This is a genomic window from Pseudomonas alkylphenolica, from assembly GCF_000746525.1.
In the GTDB taxonomy this organism is placed as follows: domain Bacteria; phylum Pseudomonadota; class Gammaproteobacteria; order Pseudomonadales; family Pseudomonadaceae; genus Aquipseudomonas; species Aquipseudomonas alkylphenolica.
In genome coordinates this window covers 2,165,630-2,186,765 of record NZ_CP009048.1, presented here as the reverse complement: position 1 = coordinate 2,186,765, position 21,136 = coordinate 2,165,630, and the positions used below count along the sequence as shown (strand labels likewise).

The following is a 21,136-nucleotide window of genomic DNA, read 5'->3' as shown; positions in this document are numbered from 1 at the left end:
TAGCTTTCACCTTTCTGACTTGCGCGGCCCCATTGGCCCGAAATCGAAATCAACTAACAAGGCAAACGATATGGCACGGATGTGGATGGTTCGCGGCGAAGGGGGAAGCTTGTACGACTCTTTTCGCGAGAGAGAAGTTGCGGCCATCGGATGGGCCCAGTTAGCACCCCATGCCAAACTAGGCATCGGACGCAAACAATTAATGTCCTTGTATCAGTCGATTGAACCTCAAATGAAACAAGGCACCATTGTTTCAGGCGCCTCTCAGGTTTGGCGTTTCGTGAACGAAATCCAGAATGGTGATTGGGTCATAACCTACTCTCCGGCTAACCGCCTCTACCTGGTCGGCACAATCACCGGGATGGCAGAGCACCACCCAGAGTGGGCAGAACAAGGCATGGCGTTGGCTCGAAAAGTACAATGGCAACCGCTAGAACTATCACGCGAGAAACTGGGTATAACCACCAAAAACAGCTTGGGGTCTACCCTGACCGTTTTCGAAGTGCCAGCCCGAGCTGCAGAAGAAGTCTTGGCTGCATTAAAAGGTGGCCCAGTCCCAGAGCCAGATGATGTCACCGATGAAGCTATTGCCGACCCACTCGCTGATATCGAATCTCAAGCCGTCGAGCGCATCAAAGACCGGGTGAGCGAGATTGATTGGGACGAAATGCAGCATCTGGTCGCGGGGATTCTACGTGCGATGGGTTACAAAACTCAGGTTTCACCACCAGGTTCAGACCGTGGGAAAGACATCGTCGCCTCACCGGACGGATTTGGGTTTGAGAACCCTCGTATCGTTGTCGAGGTGAAACACCGCAAGGGACAGATGGGTAGCCAGGATATTCGTAGCTTCCTCGGCGGCCGTCATAAAGACGATCGTGGCTTGTACGTCAGTACGGGTGGCTTCAGTAAGGATGCACTTTACGAAGCGGACCGCGCCTCTATCCCGTTATCGCTGTGGACGCTGGATCATGTAGTTAGAGCGTTGATTGAGCATTACGATGCTACGGATGCTGAGACCAAGAGGATTGTACCTTTGAAGAGACTTTATTGGCCTGCATAAGCTCTGTGCGAAAAGAGTTGTTTTGTAGACACCGAAAATGTTGAACAAAGGCGAGACGGGGGTTCAAATTCCCCCGGCTCCACCAACTTTACATCTAAAGACGTCCACGGACGTCTTTTTTTATGCCTGAAACCCAGTAAATACGGGACCTTCAGCACCACCAGCGTCCACGGACGTCCAGGAACAGCCACCCTTTATGGCATTCCAAATGGCATTCCAAGCCCAATAGTGCTAATTTTTGGAATGCCAACTCCATCCTGGAATGCCAATGTGCGCACAAGCGGTTCGCCTCTCTGAACTCAAAATCAAATCTGCCAAGCCTGCTGAAAAGGACTACGTACTGTTCGATGGCGGCGGACTTCAAATGCGAGTGAGAAGTAATGGCTCAAAACTATGGAACTTCAACTATCGACACCCCGTGACGAAGAAGCGGATCAACATGGGCCTCGGTACCTTCCCTGAAGTCTCGCTAGCGCTGGCACGAAAAGGCTCCATTGCAGCTAGAGAAATACTTGCCCAAGGCCTCGATCCCAAAGAACAACGGGATGCAGTGCTGCAAGCAAAGCAAGCTGAAACCGAGCACACATTCCAGAATGTCGCGACGTCCTGGTATGAACTGAAGAAGGATGCGGTGACACCAGCTTATGCCGAGGACATCTGGCGTTCGTTGACGCTGCACGTTTTTCCAGACTTGGCCACCACACAGATTTCAGCAATCAGCGCACCACAAGTCATCAACCTTCTTCGACCACTCGAAACCAAAGGTAGCCTTGAAACCGTTAAACGGCTGTCACAGCGACTCAACGAGATCATGACTTACGGGGTCAACTCAGGACTGATACACGCAAACCCACTCAGCGGGATTCGCTCCGTCTTCAAGAAGCCGAAAAAGAAAAACATGGCGGCACTTGCTCCAGATGAGCTGAAAGAGCTCATGGTGGCAATTGCCAATGCCAGCATAAAAAGAACTACGCGCTGTCTGATCGAATGGCAGCTCAATACCATGACTCGCCCAGCGGAGGCTGCAACCACGCGCTGGGCCGACATCGACTTCGAGAAGAAGATCTGGACGATTCCTGCTGAGCGCATGAAGAAACGCCGCGTACATATCGTGCCGCTCACAGATCAAGCACTGGCACTGTTGGAGGCAATCAAACCCTACAGTGGCCACCGGGAGTATGTGTTTCCTGCAGACCGGAACCCTCGAACCCATTGCAACAGCCAGACTGCCAACATGGCACTTAAGCGCATGGGCTTCGAAGGTCGCCTGGTAAGTCATGGCATGCGCTCAATGGCAAGCACCATCCTCAACGAACACGGCTGGGACCCGGAGTTGATTGAGGTGGCGCTCGCCCACGTCGACAAGGACGAGGTTCGCAGCGCCTACAACCGGGCGGACTACATCGAGCGTAGACGCCCGATGATGGCCTGGTGGAGTGAGCACATCCAGGAAGCAGCGACGGGCAATCTGTCGGTATCAGCTATCAAGGAGAATCGGGACAGAAAAATCGTCTCGATACGCTGATCAACAAACACCGCCCCAAAGTAGCCGGTCGCAACAGGCTAAAAAGGCCAGGAGCGGACTATTGAACGGCCTTCCCCACAGCAGACATTGAGCGTCAAACCAGATCCCAGTGCTGCTACGCCAGATCTGAGGATTATTCGCCCCACGCCAGATTGCGCCCAGCAGCGAGCTATCTGTGGCAGGGCATTGAACATAGCACCGTTATTAGCATGGGGCCTGACCATTCAGGCTTTTCGCCACAGCTTCACTTCTCTGTCTTAAAGAACGACAGAACAATAGTAAATCTTTCCCCAGAATTAATAGTAGATACAGCATGGAACGATCTGGGTGATATCTCAAACGCAAAAGCAGTATTGTGTAACGGCAGGAAGGAACTCGATACATTTCCAGGTGTGCTGTCAGAAAAAATCATTAAAACACCCCCGTTCGCGTCTACCCAACCCCTGTTTAGCTGAATTAAAACTCTATGGGTTTCTTGCCTTGGGACAAAGTCGTTATGGATTTCAATTGATTGACTTTTTATTAACTTGTGCGCAGATATATCAACCTTGCCAGACAATTCAACTAAAAATAACTGCTCAATATCTTCCTTTATACCACTGATTGATTCCTTTGAAAAAATCCTAGCAATACTATCCGGCAATTCAAGACCTTTAAAATTGAACTCGTATTGCTGGTAGAATTCAGCTATTTTTAAATTCCACGGAGCATCACTTTCAAGCCAAGAAAGAAGAATTTCGCTGTCCGCATCTGAAAGTGCGTTTTCTTGTAGCGCGTGATGAAATGGGTCTTTTATTTTAGCGCCCAAGAAACTTAGAAGTGTCAAAATAAAATTCCTCCTGGTTAAAAATTGAGACGCCTATAATTCTTGGTGAATTTTATAAAAATGATAATCTTATTGGCGCCACATGCATCTTGAAAACTTCAGTGATGAAGTTTAATCATATAACAATACGCGCTGCCGGATGGTCAATTGCGTGAGAACTTCCTGTAGGTTTGAATACTGAATCATAGCGCCCTCTATACCAAACCATTACAAGCTGTGAATCATTTTGTGTTGTTACCTCGGTAAAGCCCGCATATTCAGCAGCCTTGCGTGACGCTGTATTGGATTTACGCATGTGGGCATAGACGACGTCGTACTGGCTGAGTGCACAGCCGCGTTCATACGCAATACGTCCTATCTGTCGCCCTTGGCTTGGTCGATTCAAAAAAATGTGAAACGATGGATGCAGGCCCCGGACAGTATCATCAACCATATTGATGTAGGCAGTCCCTGCCCTCTTGCCGTCGGCAATGATTATCCATGCCTCGCCACCAGCCCCCCCACCTTTATCTAGCGTACCCGACGTTCTAATCAATACGATCGCATCACTAGATACCGGACCCAGCTTTGATTTGGCCGTCACGGTAGGTGGCTTCGGCGTGGAGCGTCGAACTGGCCTTGCATTCGATTCACTTACCGGTCGAGCCATGGAGACTCTCCCAAGCCAGCTAAAAGCCGCTCACAACTATGCGCCCAAAACTCCGCAGGGAAGAATCCGGGGGAAAACGCAATGACGATATCGTCCAGGCGTTCTAACAAGCCTCGGCATCGCAAGGCATGAGTGAAGGTATCTATCTGATCCAGAATTTCCGCCAGCGACGGGTTCAGCGGCCCAGGGTACTCAATCGCATCACTGTCTCCGTCATAGCGATTGCAGAAGTAATCCATGTCAATGTGCAGCAAAATGCCGATTGTACTGTCAGATGAAACATCAATGCCTTCCAGCCAGTCATTCAGGTTAGAGGTAAATCGATAACGCCCGCGCCCTACTCCAAGCCCATCGGGAACAAGCGTGATAGAAGGCCTCAATGCATCGGGGTCCAGCAATGAATCCGGAATTAACTCTCGCTGGACGATGGCGTCGACCGTCTCGCTGCACTTTGGGCCCTGGCAAAGATGGCGAACATCCGCTGTGGGTACATAGTGAAGGAAGGGCGTTAGGAAGCTGCCCATACCCAGTGCACCACTCAGGATCGCACTGGTCACCGTCTGGGGGTCGCAAAGTTCCACTACCCGCCCCTCAATGGGATCGATCCAGTTTTCGAGGCGTTGAAAGATACGGGGAGCGCCAAGGTCTTTGTGATCATCCACGTGGAGCACAACGATATCAACATCATCGGAACGGCCTGTGAGCCACTGGCTCCAGCTTTCCAGAGTCCAGGTGTCATTCAATGAAAGGAGCACGCGCCCTCTGCGTTTACGTGCACCCGCCATATCCTGATATCGCAGATCGCGTCCCCACCAAGCCAGGCCCTCGTCCAGTCGAGGGTCAACGTATCGGAAAGCGTCATTCGACCATTCCAGCACAAGCTCCCATTCGCCCGCTACCTGAATGGCCACAGCATCCTTATCGCAGAAATAATCTCTCAGTTGCTCATGCCTGCGCTGGGCGTCAAGCGATAGCCGGGACAGCGGAACATTTATCGTCGAGGTCATTGGACTTTGTCCCCTCCATGGAAACACGCTTTAATACGTCAACAAGGCTCAAGCCAACATTTGTCAATGGACATGTCTCAAGTGTCGCGAAGGCCTGCTGGAGATGATAGTCAGTGTCTGCAAGCTGCTTGATTGCTCGCGACTGAAGGTCGGCCGGCCCGTGGTCGCGCACGTGAAGCCAGAAGCGTCTGAGCTCTACAAAAACAAAAACCGCATGTAGCAAGCCCGATGGCGGCCGCAGATCTTCACGCCATGGCGAAACAACCTGTGCGGAAGTTCGTTCTACGATAGGTGTACAACGCTCAAGCAGGTAAAGCTTCTGATGGCGGTGCTCATGGATAAGTGAGTCCGCGAGATCGTAGGGGTTAATCAACCCATCACCTTGGGAAATCGAGACGTACAGCACCCCTGGCACTGAGTTGTCGCTGAACGACACGATCTTCCGAGGATCAGCGGTGGGGTCGCGAACGAACTGAACGGCACGGTACGCAGCCATCATCTCTACCGCCAGAGCAGGACGCCAGGCCTTGACGATACTCATTGCCTGCTCGACCAGTATTTGGCCTGGGCCGATGAGGTCATCACCTTCAAACACAATGGCATCGCCAAACGGTGCGCGGAGCCAAAAGTCATTTCGACCAACATCAAGGGAGATCGCCCCATCGTCTCGTGCAGCGATCGAGATGAGAGATTCAAGATAATCTGAAGAGGCTGTTATTACCTGCCCATCAACGGAAAGCAATGCTCGCCCATGCTGTTGAGCCAAAACAGCGCCCCCCCAGAAAATAGCTCCGGGGTGCTGAGCCACTCGCTCGAAAGCACCTATACCTACCTCAGTGAGCTGTTGAGTCCGCGGGTCTTCAGAGAAGACGAGCAGCGCGCTCTTCAGCCTCTCGACCGCCTCGTCCTTTGCCCGAGCACACAGCCACTCCATGTCGGAGTGGGAGGTCTCCGCCAGCTCGAAACTGTCCAATGCGAAAGTCTCAGGAATAGGTAGGTGCACCTCTTCCAAAAGCCCAGTAGAAAGATGCTCATCAAGGCGATTGCGGATGTGGGCAACTAGGCGCTTCATCTCGTTGCAGTACACCGTAGGGTTAACAAATCCGTTCTCACCGAACCGGTGAGGCAGTGCTCCACCCCCACAGATTTCAACAATGTGACAGGACTGGCAAACCTCCGCCAACCCTTGCTTACGCAAGAACTTGCGGTGCTTCTCGATTGCTGGAGAACGAGCCACTTCATCAATCGATGTATCACACACATTGCCATTGAGCTTCGTCACGCCGTCCTGAGTGACCTTCAACACGTCCAGGTCGTGATAACTACCGTCCGTCTCGATTGAAAGCAGGCTCACGTCACCGAAGCCAAATGCGTCGGTGCTCGATGGCAGCCCGGCACAAACGTCGAGTAGAGCCTCGAACGTTCTCAAGGAAATGTGAGGATATCGGTCGAACCAAACATCGAATGCATTGACCAACCACTGCTCATATAACCCTGGATCTTGATTTCGGCCTGGAGGGGGACGAAGCCAATGGGCATCAGGAAGCAGGAAGTCCAATCGAGGAATGGTGAACTGATCAAAATACTCGAAAAGCTCATCCGCACAAACGGACGCGTCCACCACTGCGATGACGCCGGCAAAAATCTCTGGATAGCGCTGAAGGCGTTGCAGGGCCTGCTCTGTCTGCTCGAAGCTGGAGCGCCCTTTACGAGTCAGTCGATGTTTGTCATTGACCGCCTTAGGCCCGTCCAGACTCAACGAAACGCCGATATCAGCGTTAGAAAGAATCCCCAAAGCTTCGTCAGTCAGCAAGAGCCCATTGGTTTGAAGGCTCACATCGACAGGGATACTGCAGGTCTGGCGAACCAGTTCTGCAAACGCAGCCAGCGCCGAAGCGCCTAGTAGCAAAGGTTCTCCGCCATGCAGGATCACCGAACAGTGGGTCAGCCCACTTTGGATGGCATAGTTCGCAAGCTGACGAGCGAACGCTTCGCGGTGGGTGACGGACAGAAACTTGGGCATGGAGCGCCAACTCTGATCCGCGTGGTGGTAGACATAGCAATAATCGCAGTCAAGGTTGCACCGCGACGCTACTTTTACCAAAAACGACGAAAACTTAGCGGCGCCCATGCAAGTGAATCACGAGCGATTATGGCGATGGTGCATGCGGTCATAGCTTGTGATGACCTGGCTAGCATCCGATTCAGTCAATACGCGCATGCGCAGGCGCTGGATTGCTGGGTTAGTGCTTTGCCCTTTAACCAAGCATTGGCGGATAGTCGTCGGGGTCGATTTTTCAATCTTGAATGCAGCAGAAGACATCACTTACCTCCTTGATACGCTGAAATGCCATCATTATGCCGCATTTGTATTAAGTGTGTGAAGCTGATCGAGTCTCTGCCGCTGAAAAGCGACCATTCGATTCAAAAAAATCTCAGCCACACATAACCGCCTTGACTACACCACCAAGGAGGTTAGCCCCATGTCATTACAGTGTCCTCGCTGTCATTCCCCCAAAATCGCTTCTTTCCATCACGCCATGAAAGTCGGCGCGGCCATCGGCACCGTGGGTGGTGCTGCGCGTGGCGTCAGTGCTGCGCTGGCTGGGGGCCAAGCGGGCGCGCTTATTGGCGCTATCGCCGGCCCTGTCGGTATCACTCTCGGTTCGGTATCGGGTGCCATCCTCGGTGGGCTGGCCGGCGGTGTCGGTGGCTGTGCTCTCGGCGCCCAGTTGGGTGAGTCGCTCGATCGCCACGTCCTGGCCCACAACCTCTGCTTGCTATGTGGGCACCGCTTCAACCTCCCGACCTAATCGAGTCAACTTACCTCTATCTATTACATCCGGACGGTGCTGCGCTTTGCGTGGCGCTTTATGCCGGCTTGCACCTAAAGGAATTACAACCATGGCTCATCTCGTCGAAACTATGGCCTATGCTGGCGCAACTCCCTGGCATGGCCTGGGCAATCATCTCACTCAGAAGCAACCCATCGAAGTTTGGCAACGCGAAGCCGGCATGGACTGGGAGATACAGGAAAGCCCGGTTCACTTCAAATCAGAAACCGTCGGTCACCTGGGCGCGATCCATTCCTTCCCCGAGCAGAAGGTGCTCTTCCGCTCGGACACCAAAGCACCGCTGTCGGTGGTCTCTCAGCGCTACCACACCGTGCAACCGCGCGAGGTGCTGGAGTTCTACCGGGATCTAACCGAGGTCTCCGGCTACGAGCTGGAAACGGCCGGCGTACTGAAGGGTGGCCGCAAGTTCTGGGCGTTGGCGCGTACCGGGCAAGGTGCTGCGCTCAAGGGTAACGATCAGGTCAACAGCTACCTGCTGCTGGCCACATCCTGCGACGGCACCCTGGCCACCACGGCAACACCCACTACCGTGCGCGTGGTCTGCAACAACACCTTGACCATCGCCTTGGACGGCACCAGCCGCGCGATCAAAGTGCCACACAACACTCGCTTCGACCCGAAGGCAGTAAAGAAGCAGCTCGGCATCGCCGTCTCGCAATGGGACGACTTTATGTACCGCATGCGTGCGCTGGCCGAACGCAAAGTCCAGTGGCATGAGGCGCTGGGCTTCTTTATGAACGTGCTGTGCGAGACCAATCCGACGGGCGCACTGCCGGAGGTACTGCCCAACGAACGCGCCCTGCGAAAGGTTCAGGAGCTGTACGAAGGTCGCGGCCGAGGCAGTCAGCTGGACTCGGCTCGCGGTACCGCCTGGGGCCTGCTCAACGCCGTAACCGAGTACGTCGACCACGAACGTCGCGCCCGTAGCAACGAGTACCGCATGGACTCAGCCTGGTTCGGCCAAGGGGCACAGATCAAGCAACGTGCTCTGGACACCGCCCTCCAGCTTGTCGCCTAACCGATTACTTCCCCCCCAAAAAACGCCCGATCAGCAACGAGGCTGATCGGGCGTTTCTATTTCTGCAAGGTGAACGCTATGAACGCTACTCCGTTGCGCAGCACTAGCAAGGCTCGTCCAGCGCTTCGCCTGATCAGCACCAAGGAACTGCCTCGTGAAGATTGGCTGGCGGTGCGCAAGCAAGGCATCGGCAGCTCGGATGCCGGCGCTGCGGTGGGTCTAAATCCCTACAAATCGCAGTTGGAGCTGTGGCTGGAGAAAACCGGTCGAGATACCTCTCTGCCAAAAGCCGACCCACATGATGAAGAAAGTCCGATGTACTGGGGCAACGTGCTGGAACCAATCGTGGCCTGGCACTACAGCAAGCGTACTAAGAATAAGGTGCGACGTATCAACGCCGTACTGCAGCATCCGAATCCGGATATGTCTTGGATGCTAGCCAACATCGACCGTGAGGTGATCGGCGCGGACGACGTGCAGATCCTCGAATGTAAGACCGCCGGTATAAACGGGGCACGTCTCTGGCAGGAACGTGTACCCGAGTATGTAGAACTGCAAGTGATGCACCAACTCGCAGTCACCGGCAAGCAGGCGGCAGATGTAGCGGTGCTGCTCGGCGGTCAGCACCTGGAGATCCATCGCATTGAGCGAGATGAGCAGATGATCGCCCGCCTGATCGAACTGGAGCGTAAGTTCTGGAACTACGTGGAAACCGATACCCCGCCGCCAGCCGACGGCAGTGCATCGGCTGAGGCGTCTTTGCGCTGCTTGTACCCGGATGACAACGGTCAGACCGTCGACTTCAGCGGCCATGCAGGATGGGCTGCGGCCTACTTAGAGCTCAAGGCCGTGCGCCAGTCGATTGCCGAAAAGGAAAAGCGCGAGGCTGAGCTCAAGCAAATGCTGCAGCAGGCCATGGGCGATGCCAGTCGGGCGGAGTTCTCCAGCGGCTACGTCTCCTGGCGCAAGGCCAAGGACAGCATCGGTCTCGATGTCGCTCAACTGCTCCAGGACAAGCCCTACCTGCAGGCCAAGTACCCGCTGCTGAAACCCGGTGCACGGCGTTTCCTGGTCGGCTGATTTCCACCTCTTTCACCCTTCCCTCCCCTTGGCCAGTCCATGCAGTTCGCGCTGCGTGACTGGTCTTTTTTCATTTCCAGGAGAACCATCATGTTGAAAGGCTTAGCACTGACTCCGCCCGTCCTCGGACGCATCTCCATCGGCAAAGTCGTTGAAAGAAACGGTAAACGCCTGCCCGAGAAAGATGATCAGTTCACCATCACATCCCAAGTACAAAGTAGGGATGGCTGGCTGCTACATCCACTCAACGACGAACTGCGCCAGAGTAAGGAAGACAAACTGCGCAGTATTCCTATACGCCTATTGTTCAACGAACCGGAGCTGAATTTCCGGGCCGATTACACCCTGTTCGATCGGCAGTCTGGGCGACCGTTGTGCGTGGGCAATGGTGAAACCTGCAAGCGCGCTTCTCAGGACGGCATACAGTCTCTGCCCTGCCCTTCGCCCGATGCCTGCCCACTGGCCAAAGGCGGTGCCTGCAAGCCTTACGGGCGACTGAATGTGATTATCGGTGATGAGGATTCGTTGGGTAGCTTTGTGTTCCGCACCACCGGATTCAACAGCATCCGCACTCTGGCCGCTCGACTGCATTACTTCCAGGCCATCTCGAGTAATCGACTGGCTTGCCTGCCGCTGGAGCTGCGTTTACGCGGTAAATCCACCCGGCAAAGCCATGGCACGCCGATCTTCTATGTCGACCTCACGATACGCGCTGGCATGGATATGAGCGAAGCACTGCAGAAGGCGAGCGAGCTGGATACACAGCGGCAAACAGCAGGTTTCGATCAGAGGGCTCTAGATGACGCGGCTCGCCGAGGCTTAGGCAACGGCGCCTTCGAGGACAGCGAGGAGGACAGTCACGTCGTGATCGAGGAGTTCTTCGTAAACTCGGAGCCCGCCAGCACCTCTAGCCAGGGTGAATCGCAGCCAGTTCCTAACTCCCTCGCGGGGAAACTAGAAGCCCTCACCTCGCAGGCCCACTGAATCAAACCTACCGGTGCCGAGTACATCGGCCAGGCACAAGTATCTTGGAGACCCGCCATGTCGCTACTGCGATTTTTGCTCTGCTTGTTCATATTTGTCGGCGCGCTTGCAGCCGCCGGGGCGCTGGTGCTGAGTATTCTGCTCATGCTGCGCTTACCACCGCTGTTACTGGCCGTGGTGCTGGCCTGCTGGATCCTGAGTCGTTTGCTCAGACTAATTTCCCCCAGCCGGGGAAATCCCACCTGAAATATTCCAAATAACCGTCAGCGGCCATGCACACGGCCGCTTTTACCAGGAGAGTGAATCATGCTTCGATACTGCTTGATCTGCGACTCCAAGGCCGTCCTCACTAGGGAAGCAGCCAAAGGCATCGCCCTGTTACTCGGCCTGGCTGACAGCGCGCTGCGAGAAGCACAGAAATCTAATGAGAATACCCAAGCGCCAGGCAGCCATCTGCTCATCAATGGGTTGGCCGCTATCACCCCCGCGTATCCATCGGCGTTGCGCGTAGCCGAGGATGTCGCCAAATATCACTTCGCGGGGTTCAACTGTTTTTGCCTACGCTGTGGTGCTCTGTTCGACGAGCCTGAGGAAAAGAATCCTCTGAAACAAGAAAGCAACCGCCGTGACTGAGCCCATCAGTCGCGATCAAGCCTAGTGACAAGACGCTCCACCATATCCATGACGAAGTCGCGGTCATGCGCCTCCAGCCTAGACAGCAAGTCATAGAGCCTACGCGCCTGGTCCTCAGGGCGTGAACTCCCCTCGGTCAGCAGGTCAGCCGTCTCACAACGAAAAACCGCTGCCAGCTCCACCAAACGCTCGATGTTGGGCATAACGATCCCTCGCTCGATACGGGATACGGCCTCGCTTCCAATCCCAAGCTTTTCCGCAACCTGCTCCTGACTCAGCTTGCAACGAGCACGCTGGCGAGCAATTGCTTGGCCAACAAGCTCCGCCAGCTGCTTCGATTCGGTTTTTGACATGCCGCCCTCCAGTTCAACCTGGATGGTTGAGCATCAACCTGTTGACATGAAGGACTTATCAAACCGAGACTCACCCTAAAAGGTTGGTATTCGACCTTTTCTCAAAACCACTATCTTTTGCAGGGAGCCCAGAAAACCCATGATCGTCGTAACAGGTCTGAATGAAGCGCAGATTGAAGGTCTCGTGAAAAGTAAAGCGTCCTTCGAGATCCATGGTCTCAGGGGCAATTTCATGGCAGGTATCAAACTGGTTGAAACCAAGATTGAAAGCCAGGGGCTGAAGTGTCGAGTCAAAAGCGATGTGAAAAGTGCCGTGGTACAAGGCGGCGCACTCGGCGCCGTATTTACCGTCCTGACAACACCTGCAACATTGACCATAGCGACATTAACGGCTGCAGCAGGCGTAGGTCATACGCTCGTTACGTACAACCCCGACTACGAAATCATCAAGGACTACATCAACAAGCGGATCAATGTTGTTTACAAGAAATAGCAGCTTTGCTCAGCCCCCTCGTCAAACCCTTCATAGTAAGAAATAACCATGAAACGTATCCTCAGCATCCTTCTTCTCGCGTCCTGTGCTCACGCCAACGCTGAGATCTCCGCGTACCAAGGGACAGCGGCTTTCTTTCCAGACGAGAAATCGACTCACAATCTCCCGGAAGCGATTCCATGTGTCACTCGCCCTGCAGCAACTGGCCAACCCATGCTCTTCTGCACTTGGCTCACCAGCACGCGGTACGTGGATATCTGGGACGCTCAGCGCCAGCAAAATGTCCGCATCACCAACAAAGTCAACGGCATGTGTCAGCGTGGCAACTGTCGAATCCAAGGTGCGGATGTAGGTAACTGGAAGGAGGACACTCCGTTCCAACTCTCGATCTGGTATCGCATAGGCAGTAGCACTGACGGCAAGCCAGTCGCCTACCGTACCGACGCCACTCGTCAAGTGTCGTACGTCGAAGCAGGCAGTCTACTGATGAAGTTCTACCTGGATGCAGGTGTCCCGGACAATGAACTGGTCTCGACCTTCGACAAACGCTACATCGGGGGTTGGGCAGCGTGGAATCAGACGAAGGGCGAGGCAGCATCAGCAGCAAAATCCTCTTCTACTCCCCAATCCGAATGGCCAGAAGTCAAAACTGCCTGGTGCAATCCGCGCATGGATGACGACTGCTACATCGACAACAAGAAAGTGCCAGTAGCTGAACTGGGCAAATGGTTGCCGGACATCAGCGAATCGAATGCCGACCAGCTAGGCGGTCATTGTGAAATCATTCTTTGCTTCGACAAAGACGACCAGCCGATGGGCTATCTGTTGCAATAACTAGCCTGAGCACTGCGGGACAGTGTTAGAACAGTCACCTTGCAAATCCTACATAGGGGCGCACGCGCCCCCTATTGACTTCGCTTCAGTATTTATTTTTTGGCCAATTACATAGCCGTATTCGTAATGCTGCGCTTTTCGCCATCGTGAACTCAGTCGGGATTGCCCGTTCGCGGTGCGTATTTGCATGAACTTGACCACCTGCTTGCATTGCCACTGACAACTAGTCAATTGCATCCTTGCAGACCAACCGTTTGCGCTCGACTTGACCGGGCAAGCGCCGTGGTAATGACCGGCAGAGAACAGCCAGAAGCGGTCATCTTAAATCACAGCAGTCAAGGGGGAGGTCAATTGAGATATACTCAGGTCAAAATAGCCAGTTGTAAATCGGACGCGTGTGAACCAGATAATAAACAGCGCACCAGCACAACATGGCAGCGTCCAGTACAAAAATGGTTACCACGGCGAAACACTGCCACCATATTCTATCGTCAATTGCCTTAAGTTCTTCGGTGTATGCAGCCGGATTGCCTTCAAAACGTTTCTCGAAAATTTTTCGCTGCCGGCTCACCTCGGATTCAATAGTACGTAGTGTCGCACGTTGGTTAACAAGAAATCCCACGAGCAAAACACAGAAAACTAACACTCCGGCAAAGATTGCGGTGTTGGCTGCGAACTGTGCATTCAGGGAATGGGTGACTTTTAATTGGCTCAGTGCAATAAACGTAGCAATTGGTATACCGAGCACCTGAGCCTGAATGTCGGATATCGCTTTGTGTACCTTAGTGATAGCGTCGACTTTAAAGGCATGGACTTCTGCGATCGCTTTGTCGTAGGTGTAATCGGAAGCGAAGATACTGTAGCTTGCCTGCAGGCGCTGATACAGCTCGCCTATGTTTTTGACCAGATAAGAGAAGCGTTCCTTTTCTGGAGTCAACGCCAACATCTCAATCAGGTTCTCACCCAGCATTAGCACCTTTTGTTCATGATGGTAGCGATCCAGCACAAAATGCTCTAATCGCTCAAACGCAGAGAAATCCAGACAATTTACTTCTTCCTCGCCGTAAATGACCGGTACGAGAAAGCGCCCGTCCTTGTAGAAAATCAATTCTTCCTTTTGTGTATCGAGGTAATGTGCTGAATCCGCAAGCAGCCTGACGAAGCGTAAAACCTGACGGTAGCGATTGACGATCACCTGCGCGGGCTGATCGGTCGAGCAAAAGCGCTCCGCGAGCAGGTAGTAGTTGTCCCTTTCCTTGACGCGCGCTCCGGTAGTGGCCGTCAGGTACGTCGCGAAGTTGGGGGCCAGGATGCCGAGGCCGACGCGAGGCTGCGAAACGTCCAGGGAGAAGGTGTCACCCACGTTGACGCGGGTATAATCGCCCTGGAGAACAGTGATTCCCGATTCGTCGGCGTTGTGCTCGTCCACCGCTTGGACGAGCGAGCTCCGCAACAGTTCATTGGTTATGCTGATGGTGTGCTTGCCACCTGCGGCACTCTCAATCGCCCTGTAGATAGGGACCAGGTCAGAAAACTTAATCCTCTTCGCCATCTTGACTGACTTCCATTCGTAAGCGTGCAAGTAATTCGTTCGGCAATTTCTTTATGACGAGTGCTTCAGACCCCACGTCGAACTCGATCTCCCCATTGCTCAGGGCTGCACGGTCAAAGGTGATACGCCAGTTTTTTGAACCGCCGGCGAATTTAACAAGGCTTCGCAGCGAGCGCTTATCTGGGATGAATCCATCTGAAATATCGAGTCCGGAGCCTTCAAACAGGTCACTCAGGTCCTCGGGCGACTCCGGCCACAGCTCATTTGCAAACGCTTTGATTTCAAATGGCACGTCCTTGTCAGCGTAACGCTTGCATATCGAGTAGGCGTTTCTCAGGAACTCTTCGCGCTGCTCTTCGCTCATTTCTTTGGATTGGATGAATTGCTCCAAGGCCGTTCCGAGCTTTTGGGTTTCCAGGACAGCGGCCACGGAGTTGTTGCACCCCAGGAAGAGCTTGAAAAAGTCAGAAACTTTATCTTGTCCGCGTCCTTTGATGAAGCTCAGGTACTTGTCCCCACCTTCAGCCCAGCTGGTCAGATTCACTCGCCCAGCCAAGCGGAAGCCTTTGATATCAAGATGAAGGGCGTCCACCACTTCCTTGGACTTGTTGAGTGCAGCACCTAGCTCATCGTTCAAAATGGCAACAATGAAAAAGTTAGTTTTGTCAGAAACGCGTCTAAAATGGGCAAAAAACACGTGACCACCGGTAGACGCTGTACCCTGTACCGACTTTCTTAAGCTCTGCGCCATGTGCAGGGTCGTGGTAACAAAGTCGCTGTTACCGGTTTGAAAGTAGTTTTCTAAAAATTTCGATACTGGATAGTTGTCGGTATCTTCTTCAAAGCGACCGTGCGACTTGCCAGTTTTGGCCGCGTAGATTCTCGCCAGTTGATCGATCAGACGCTGGACAGTTTCGCCGACCTCCAACACTTCCTTCCGATCATCCACGACGAAGCCGCCATCGCCTTTACTCACGGTATGCACAATAACGTTAACAATCTCGTTATCGAGTAAAACGTCTGAGACCGTACGGGCCTCATCATGACCATCCGCCATTTTCAATCCTTATGCATTTGAACCCACGGTGCCGCGAACGGAGGGGCGATAACAGTCGACCAGCTAAACCGGTAGGATAGGCTGGCGTTTTGATGGCGGCAAGTACGTGGGCAGAGGCCCAGCAACTGCTCACCTAGGGCCGAGCCCCCGGGGCAGCCGTCGACGCCAGCATCATCAAAGCAGATGCCAAACCGCTGCAATCGGTGGTCAAGTCAATCCAACTCTGCACTCTTTTCCAAAGCCCCCAAATCGAATAAACGACATGGCGCGGACAGAGGGCTACAGAGCCCCTGCTTACCTTAATTTCGTTCAGTCTGCTTTTTTCCGCTTAAGTCCGCGCCGAACCGAGCAGATCAGCCCCCGCATCTTTCTTCAGCAACTCATACACCACCGTCAGGAACACATCCCGCGTGGACTCGTCGCTCAACAGCTTGGTCGCCATGCTGGTGTGGCTGCTCATGGCACTGGCAATGGCCTGGATGGCTTTGCTCGGCAGGTCAGCCTTCATCGCCTGATCCATGGTGTTGTTCTGCACTTGAGCCATGACAATGGTATCGCCACGCAGCTTTTCGGACACATGCACTGCGAAAGCCACTTGATCTGTATCGGTGATGTCTTTGCCGAAAGCGTTATTGAGCTTTTCGATCAGCTCGGTGAGGTATTTTTTCTCCCGGTCGCGGGCGTCGCGCAAGCCGTTATCGGTGATGCCATATAGCTCGGGTGCCTCACCCACGGCTGAAAGCCCTGCCAGCCCCTCTCCTTTTTTGATCTTGTAGTGGCTGAGTTTGAGATCATCCAGATCCACCTGTTCGGCGCTGACGCCCTTCAAGCGTTTACGCAGCAGCCGAGCGTAGCTGGCGAAAGCTTCCAGCGCAGGGTCGCCGAACTCCACCAGTTGAGCAATGTACTCATAGGTGCGGACGAACTTGGTCAGGCTCTCGCTGAAGATCATCAATTCATCACGACCCATGCAGTACTCCGCCCGTTGTACGTCGGAGTACTCCATCCCCTTTTCGTCACCGTTGTCGTGAGCGGCCTCCCAGGCCTTTTCCCACTGGTCGATGCCATCGTTGAGGGTCTTTAGCTTGCCGTTGAAACGGTCGGTGGCTGATTGAGTCAGCGAATAAAGCTTCTGGTGAGTGACATTGCGATTCACGATGGCTTCGCCAAACGCCTCGACCTCAGCGGCTTCATAGATGAACATGCCATCCAAGCGCTGCTTGATGTCGTAGACAATGTTCGGGTCCTGAATATCTGCCACTTGAGCATCACGGTAGAAGGTCTTGAACGCTGCCAGGATCTCTTCTGCCTCGTTAGCAAAGTCGATGACGTAGGTCTTGTCCTTGCCGGGGAAGGTTCGATTCAACCGCGACAGCGTCTGCACTGCCTCCACACCCGAGATTTTTTTGTCCAGGTACATTGCCACCAGCTTGGGTTGGTCGAAGCCGGTCTGGTACTTGTTGGCAACGATCATCACCCGGTAATCCGGGGTGTCGAACACCTTTCGCATATCGCGGCCATTGAGGCCGGGGTTCAAGTTGGTCTCGCTGAACTGGTGATCCGCAGGCAGGCCGGTTTCCTGCACATCGCTATTGGGCACCTCACCGGAGAACGCCACCATCGCCTGCACGTTGTCGTAGCCCTTGCGCTGGCAGTAGTCCAGCAGCGCCAAGTGGTACTTCACCGCAGCGGCACGCGAGCTGGTCACCACCATGGCCTTGGCCTGACCACCGAGCAAGTGTGCAACGTTCTTGCGGAAGTGTTCGACGATCAGCTCGACCTTCTGCCCCACGTTCACCGGATTCAGTGACAGCCACTTGGCCAGCTTGCGCCGGGCACTCTTCTCGTCCACACGTTTGTCGTCGACAAACTCGCTGCCGATTTTGAACGCCACGTTATAGCCGGTGTAGTTCTTCAGCACATCAAGGATAAAGCCTTCCTCGATGGCCTGCTGCATGGTGTAAAGGTGAAACGGTGCCGGAGGATTTTCCTGGTTCACCGGCTGCGCCGCATTTCGCGGGCGGCCAAACAAACTTAGGGTCGAATGCTTGGGCGTGGCGGTAAAGGCAAAGTAGCTGGCATTGCCCGGTCGGCTACGCGATGACTGCCATACCGATAAACGCTCCTCTTTGCTCAGTTTGTCCCACTCGTCCTCACTCTGCCCGGTCAGCACATAGCGCAGGTCATCGGCGGTACTGCCGCCAGTGGAGCTGTGCGCCTCGTCGATAATGATGGCGAAACGACGGTCACGCAGGCTGGTTTCACCTAGAATGGCCTTCTGTGCATAGGGAAAAGTCTGCAGGGTACAGACGATGATCGGCACGCCGTCTAGCATTGCCTTGGCCAACTGCTGGCTCTTGGGGAGGCTGGATTGCTGACGGTCGATGGCGCACACCACCCCTGCCTGGTGCTCGATCTGCTGGATAGCATCCTGCAACTGCTGATCCAGCACCTGGCGGTCAGTGACCACGATCACGCTATGGAAATACGGCTCGCCATCCGGGCGACGCACGCGGATCAACGAATGCGCCGTCCAGGCAATGGTATTGGTCTTGCCCGAGCCAGCGCTGTGTTGGATCAGATAAGGCTGCCCGGCACCCTCGATGCGCACCGCGTCGATCATCTTGGTTACGCCTTCCCACTGATGGAAGCGCGGGAAAATCAAACCTTCCTTGAAGTAGGTCTTGCCGTTCAAATCCTGGGCTTCCTTGCGCTCCTGAAGCACGTAGCGATGGAAGATGTGTAGCCAATTATCCTTCTGCAGCACCCGCTTCCAAAGGTAGCTCACCGGGTAGCTGTCATTGTCGCCGGGTGGATTACCCGCCGCGCCATCGTTTCCCCGGTTGAACGGCAGAAAGAAAGTCGAATCCCCGGCCAGTTTGGTGGTCATGCGGATATCGCTGTCGCTCATGGCGAAGTGCACCACTGCACCACGCTTGAAGGTCAGCAGCGGTTCAAACCCGCCACTCTTGCGCTCCGGCTTGCGGTCCATCCGGTACTGCTGCATGGCAGCCTGCACCGACTGGGTGAAGTCGGTCTTAAGCTCCACCGTAGCCACGGGAATACCATTGATAAAGAAGGCCAGGTCGATCTCGTCGGTCTTGTCCAACGAGTAACGCAGCTGCGGTACCACGCGCAGGCGGTTGGTCGCATAGCGCTGAATCACCGTCTCGTTGCGATCATCCTCCGGTAACCCCTGGCTCATGGCTAAGGTGCCGCCACCGGCCACGGCGAAGCCGTAACGCAGCACATTCACCGTTCCGCCATCGACCTTGTTTTCCAGTTGTTTAACCAGCCGATCCAGCACCACATCGAGAGTGCCAGTACCGTTCATGGCATGCAACTTGGCCATGGCCTGCGGCTGGCTTTCCTCCAGCCAACCGAGCACATCATCAGGGAACAGCGCCCGCGCCGCGTCATAGTCGGCGGACTTGCCGACCAACCAACCAGCAGCAGCCAGTTGCTCAACGATATGGCGTTCGAGTTCGCATTCGTGGTGGATGTGGCTCATGGGGCGATCCTTCGTCTGGCCCGCCCCTATCTGAGAGAGGCAGTTTGTCTAAAGTTGGTCTTGAATTCGTCTAATGCTCGGTGCCGACAAGCTGAGCCACCAGTCAAATACCCATCAAATACAAAAAACATCAGGCTAACGCCGCAAGCGTAATGATTTAGAGGCTTTAGCCTTGAAAATATGCCGCCCAACAGACGACGAATCAAATACCCGTCAAATACAACGCCACTCAAGCCCAGTAGGGCAGATAGCGTGAGTTTTTGTTGGACTGTCCCTCTTCATAGGGCTTGATAACCTGTACCTCTTTTGCGTCCCGAATAATCCGCGATGCCATCGCACTGTTTTTGGCATCGATTCCAAAGCGTTCACGCAGCGTCGTATTAGTCATCGGGTCACGCAGCACATAACGCAGGCAAGCATGCAGATAGCAGGCATATACCCGCTCCTGCTTGTCCATGTCCTTGAGTGCTCGGTGAGCGAACAGTACGACCCGTAGAGAGCCATCAGGGCGCTCCCAGCGCGGCGGTGGTAATTGATAGAGTTCCGTATCGGAAACCACCTTGTCCACGCCGCTACCCCGTTCTTCACAGATGCCGACGCGTCGCATAAAAGAGGCCAGCGCCTCATTGCGTGAGCGAGGCGGACTATCGAGAAAACGATCAACATCGACCAGAGGCTCACCGGGATTGGTGATCTCAAGGCGGTCATCAAAAATCTCCACCATAGGGCCTGCACCCGACACAGAGAAATCCTGATGGATCAGGGCATTGGCAATCAGCTCACGCACTGCCAAGTCCGGGTACATCGGCACATCCTTGCGCAGGGCCTTTCCAATTACCTCATTTCGAGGTAGCAGTGCACTGAGAAAATCAATCAACCCCTCGAAACCGCTGGCATAGCCCTTGTGCCCCTGCTGCTCACGTACGGTTTTCAGACGCCCCTTGCCTTCATAAACAATCAGCCGCACCGCCTTGCGCGCTAGCCCTTTGAATTTCTGCAACTCACGGGCAAACAGAATCGCGCCGAGGTTGGTGATCTCCCAGCGCTTGGCCGCATCACAACGCAGCATGCCATCTTCTTGCAGACGGCTGAGAATACCGCTCTGATCCGTAGGCAGTGGAAGCCCCAGCAATTGGAAATAAGCAGGGTAATCAAGTAAGGCCAAAGCCTCAGAAGCATCCAGATTGCTTGCCGCCGACAGCTCCTCGAAGGGGGTTCGGTCGAATACTCGCCAGAGCGCACGCTCTTGTTCAGGGAAGTCTTTCAACGGTTTCTTGTTCGAGCCAATCCGGATTAGCTCACGCCCCTCAAAGGTCGTCGGCTTACTGTGTGCGCTGGGGATTTCCAACAAAACCAAAGGTTTGCCGTCGACTTCGAAGGCATGAAAACGAAAATGCAGCCGAGGACTCAGCAGCCGCAGCAGCCAGCTTTCGAGCTCCTCGTTACCTTTCTTCGCGCTGTGCGGTTTGAAAGTAGTACCGACAATCTCATGGGTCTTGTCACTCACACCCCAGACCAGATAGGCATTGCTCTTGCCGTCCAGAGCTGCCGCATTGGATAAAGCAGCTAGGTACTCACCAATTTCCTGTGGATCGGCGTTGTTGTGTTTGAACTCCAGCCACGGGGTTTCGGCCGGGAGCTTACACAGCTCCCTGACCAAGCTGATCAGGTAATCGGCATTACGTTCCAAGGTCAT

Annotated in this window: 20 protein-coding genes; 10 read left to right on the top strand and 10 right to left on the bottom strand. The window is 54.3% G+C overall.

Annotated elements, in window-relative coordinates:
- Window positions 1-70: 70 nt before the first annotated feature.
- Window positions 71-1,063 (top strand): restriction endonuclease, encoded by a 993-nt coding sequence (locus tag PSAKL28_RS10200; RefSeq protein ID WP_038609707.1) that lies wholly within the window; start codon window positions 71-73, stop codon window positions 1,061-1,063.
- 268 nt (window positions 1,064-1,331) lie between these two features.
- The gene (locus PSAKL28_RS10195) at window positions 1,332-2,588 is read left to right on the top strand and encodes an integrase domain-containing protein (RefSeq protein ID WP_038609704.1); all 1,257 of its coding nucleotides are present in this window, start codon (window positions 1,332-1,334) and stop codon (window positions 2,586-2,588) included.
- A gap of 244 nt (window positions 2,589-2,832) precedes the next feature.
- On the opposite strand, the gene yhhC is transcribed toward PSAKL28_RS10195, so the two are convergent.
- From yhhC to yhhA, 5 genes are all read right to left on the bottom strand, one after another.
- Window positions 2,833-3,414: a cyclophane-containing peptide 2OG-Fe(II) oxygenase YhhC gene (gene yhhC, locus PSAKL28_RS26830; protein ID WP_075226481.1), complete on the bottom strand. Its 582-nt coding sequence runs from the start codon at window positions 3,412-3,414 to the stop codon at window positions 2,833-2,835.
- Between the two features lie 115 nt (window positions 3,415-3,529).
- Complete coding sequence (locus PSAKL28_RS27640) at window positions 3,530-4,063, bottom strand: GNAT family N-acetyltransferase (RefSeq protein WP_128869432.1); 534 nt, start codon at window positions 4,061-4,063, stop codon at window positions 3,530-3,532.
- A complete protein-coding gene (locus PSAKL28_RS10190) occupies window positions 4,048-5,070 on the bottom strand; it encodes a hypothetical protein (protein WP_038609701.1) in 1,023 nt (340 codons plus the stop codon). Before PSAKL28_RS10190 ends, PSAKL28_RS27640 begins: the two co-directional genes overlap by 16 nt.
- The gene (yhhB, locus tag PSAKL28_RS10185) at window positions 5,027-7,201 is read right to left on the bottom strand and encodes a cyclophane-forming radical SAM/SPASM peptide maturase YhhB (RefSeq protein ID WP_051939253.1); all 2,175 of its coding nucleotides are present in this window, start codon (window positions 7,199-7,201) and stop codon (window positions 5,027-5,029) included. Before yhhB ends, PSAKL28_RS10190 begins: the two co-directional genes overlap by 44 nt.
- Window positions 7,202-7,210: 9 nt before the next feature.
- Window positions 7,211-7,393 (bottom strand): YhhA family cyclophane-containing RiPP, encoded by a 183-nt coding sequence (gene yhhA / locus PSAKL28_RS27635; protein ID WP_128869429.1) that lies wholly within the window; start codon window positions 7,391-7,393, stop codon window positions 7,211-7,213.
- 160 nt (window positions 7,394-7,553) lie between these two features.
- On the opposite strand from yhhA, the gene PSAKL28_RS26825 reads away from it, so the two are divergent.
- From PSAKL28_RS26825 to PSAKL28_RS10155, 6 genes are all read left to right on the top strand, one after another.
- Window positions 7,554-7,883, top strand: coding sequence for a hypothetical protein (locus PSAKL28_RS26825; RefSeq protein WP_075226479.1), 330 nt, complete (start codon window positions 7,554-7,556; stop codon window positions 7,881-7,883).
- Window positions 7,884-7,974: 91 nt separating this feature from the next.
- A complete protein-coding gene (locus tag PSAKL28_RS10175; protein ID WP_038609696.1) occupies window positions 7,975-8,943 on the top strand; it encodes a DUF932 domain-containing protein in 969 nt (322 codons plus the stop codon).
- Between the two features lie 78 nt (window positions 8,944-9,021).
- Window positions 9,022-10,023 carry a YqaJ viral recombinase family nuclease gene (locus tag PSAKL28_RS10170; RefSeq protein ID WP_038609695.1) on the top strand — a complete coding sequence of 334 codons (1,002 nt, stop codon included), beginning with the start codon at window positions 9,022-9,024 and terminating at the stop codon, window positions 10,021-10,023.
- A gap of 90 nt (window positions 10,024-10,113) precedes the next feature.
- Complete coding sequence (locus tag PSAKL28_RS10165; RefSeq protein ID WP_038609692.1) at window positions 10,114-11,007, top strand: recombination directionality factor; 894 nt, start codon at window positions 10,114-10,116, stop codon at window positions 11,005-11,007.
- 57 nt (window positions 11,008-11,064) lie between these two features.
- A complete protein-coding gene (locus PSAKL28_RS10160) occupies window positions 11,065-11,253 on the top strand; it encodes a hypothetical protein (RefSeq protein ID WP_038609689.1) in 189 nt (62 codons plus the stop codon).
- 60 nt (window positions 11,254-11,313) lie between these two features.
- The gene (locus tag PSAKL28_RS10155) at window positions 11,314-11,640 is read left to right on the top strand and encodes a hypothetical protein (protein WP_038609687.1); all 327 of its coding nucleotides are present in this window, start codon (window positions 11,314-11,316) and stop codon (window positions 11,638-11,640) included.
- A 5-nt stretch (window positions 11,641-11,645) separates the two neighbouring features.
- On the opposite strand, the gene PSAKL28_RS10150 is transcribed toward PSAKL28_RS10155, so the two are convergent.
- On the bottom strand, window positions 11,646-11,993 hold the full coding sequence (locus PSAKL28_RS10150) for a helix-turn-helix domain-containing protein (RefSeq protein ID WP_038609684.1): 348 nt from the start codon (window positions 11,991-11,993) through the stop codon (window positions 11,646-11,648).
- 139 nt (window positions 11,994-12,132) lie between these two features.
- Between PSAKL28_RS10150 and PSAKL28_RS10145 the strand changes: the two genes are divergently transcribed.
- Both PSAKL28_RS10145 and PSAKL28_RS10140 read left to right on the top strand, forming a co-directional pair.
- Window positions 12,133-12,486 (top strand): hypothetical protein, encoded by a 354-nt coding sequence (locus PSAKL28_RS10145; protein WP_038609681.1) that lies wholly within the window; start codon window positions 12,133-12,135, stop codon window positions 12,484-12,486.
- Between the two features lie 48 nt (window positions 12,487-12,534).
- Window positions 12,535-13,320 carry a hypothetical protein gene (locus PSAKL28_RS10140; RefSeq protein WP_038609678.1) on the top strand — a complete coding sequence of 262 codons (786 nt, stop codon included), beginning with the start codon at window positions 12,535-12,537 and terminating at the stop codon, window positions 13,318-13,320.
- 367 nt (window positions 13,321-13,687) lie between these two features.
- Here the strand turns inward: PSAKL28_RS10140 and PSAKL28_RS10135 are convergent, their stop codons facing one another.
- The 4 genes from PSAKL28_RS10135 to PSAKL28_RS10120 form a co-directional block, all read right to left on the bottom strand.
- Window positions 13,688-14,872, bottom strand: a complete 1,185-nt coding sequence (locus PSAKL28_RS10135; protein ID WP_038609676.1) for a hypothetical protein — start codon at window positions 14,870-14,872, stop codon at window positions 13,688-13,690.
- Complete coding sequence (locus PSAKL28_RS10130) at window positions 14,856-15,929, bottom strand: nucleoid-associated protein (RefSeq protein ID WP_038609673.1); 1,074 nt, start codon at window positions 15,927-15,929, stop codon at window positions 14,856-14,858. The genes PSAKL28_RS10135 and PSAKL28_RS10130 overlap by 17 nt, the downstream gene beginning before the upstream one ends.
- A 328-nt stretch (window positions 15,930-16,257) precedes the next feature.
- Window positions 16,258-19,440, bottom strand: coding sequence for a type I restriction endonuclease subunit R (locus tag PSAKL28_RS10125; RefSeq protein WP_038609670.1), 3,183 nt, complete (start codon window positions 19,438-19,440; stop codon window positions 16,258-16,260).
- A 229-nt stretch (window positions 19,441-19,669) separates the two neighbouring features.
- Entirely contained in the window at window positions 19,670-21,136 is a 1,467-nt protein-coding gene (locus tag PSAKL28_RS10120) for an ATP-binding protein (protein ID WP_010562359.1), read from the bottom strand.

Bases quoted from the DNA above. Each gene is read 5' to 3' on its own strand.
- PSAKL28_RS10200 (WP_038609707.1), top strand. From the start codon at position 71: ATGGCACGGATGTGGATGGTTCGCGGCGAAGGGGGAAGCTTGTACGAC.
- PSAKL28_RS10195 (WP_038609704.1), top strand. From the start codon at position 1,332: ATGTGCGCACAAGCGGTTCGCCTCTCTGAACTCAAAATCAAATCTGCC.
- PSAKL28_RS27640 (WP_128869432.1), bottom strand. From the start codon at position 4,063: ATGGCTCGACCGGTAAGTGAATCGAATGCAAGGCCAGTTCGACGCTCC.
- PSAKL28_RS10190 (WP_038609701.1), bottom strand. From the start codon at position 5,070: ATGACCTCGACGATAAATGTTCCGCTGTCCCGGCTATCGCTTGACGCC.
- yhhB (WP_051939253.1), bottom strand. From the start codon at position 7,201: ATGGGCGCCGCTAAGTTTTCGTCGTTTTTGGTAAAAGTAGCGTCGCGG.
- yhhA (WP_128869429.1), bottom strand. From the start codon at position 7,393: ATGTCTTCTGCTGCATTCAAGATTGAAAAATCGACCCCGACGACTATC.
- PSAKL28_RS26825 (WP_075226479.1), top strand. From the start codon at position 7,554: ATGTCATTACAGTGTCCTCGCTGTCATTCCCCCAAAATCGCTTCTTTC.
- PSAKL28_RS10175 (WP_038609696.1), top strand. From the start codon at position 7,975: ATGGCTCATCTCGTCGAAACTATGGCCTATGCTGGCGCAACTCCCTGG.
- PSAKL28_RS10170 (WP_038609695.1), top strand. From the start codon at position 9,022: ATGAACGCTACTCCGTTGCGCAGCACTAGCAAGGCTCGTCCAGCGCTT.
- PSAKL28_RS10165 (WP_038609692.1), top strand. From the start codon at position 10,114: ATGTTGAAAGGCTTAGCACTGACTCCGCCCGTCCTCGGACGCATCTCC.
- PSAKL28_RS10160 (WP_038609689.1), top strand. From the start codon at position 11,065: ATGTCGCTACTGCGATTTTTGCTCTGCTTGTTCATATTTGTCGGCGCG.
- PSAKL28_RS10155 (WP_038609687.1), top strand. From the start codon at position 11,314: ATGCTTCGATACTGCTTGATCTGCGACTCCAAGGCCGTCCTCACTAGG.
- PSAKL28_RS10150 (WP_038609684.1), bottom strand. From the start codon at position 11,993: ATGTCAAAAACCGAATCGAAGCAGCTGGCGGAGCTTGTTGGCCAAGCA.
- PSAKL28_RS10145 (WP_038609681.1), top strand. From the start codon at position 12,133: ATGATCGTCGTAACAGGTCTGAATGAAGCGCAGATTGAAGGTCTCGTG.
- PSAKL28_RS10140 (WP_038609678.1), top strand. From the start codon at position 12,535: ATGAAACGTATCCTCAGCATCCTTCTTCTCGCGTCCTGTGCTCACGCC.
- PSAKL28_RS10135 (WP_038609676.1), bottom strand. From the start codon at position 14,872: ATGGCGAAGAGGATTAAGTTTTCTGACCTGGTCCCTATCTACAGGGCG.
- PSAKL28_RS10130 (WP_038609673.1), bottom strand. From the start codon at position 15,929: ATGGCGGATGGTCATGATGAGGCCCGTACGGTCTCAGACGTTTTACTC.
- PSAKL28_RS10125 (WP_038609670.1), bottom strand. From the start codon at position 19,440: ATGAGCCACATCCACCACGAATGCGAACTCGAACGCCATATCGTTGAG.
- PSAKL28_RS10120 (WP_010562359.1), bottom strand. From the start codon at position 21,136: ATGACCTTGGAACGTAATGCCGATTACCTGATCAGCTTGGTCAGGGAG.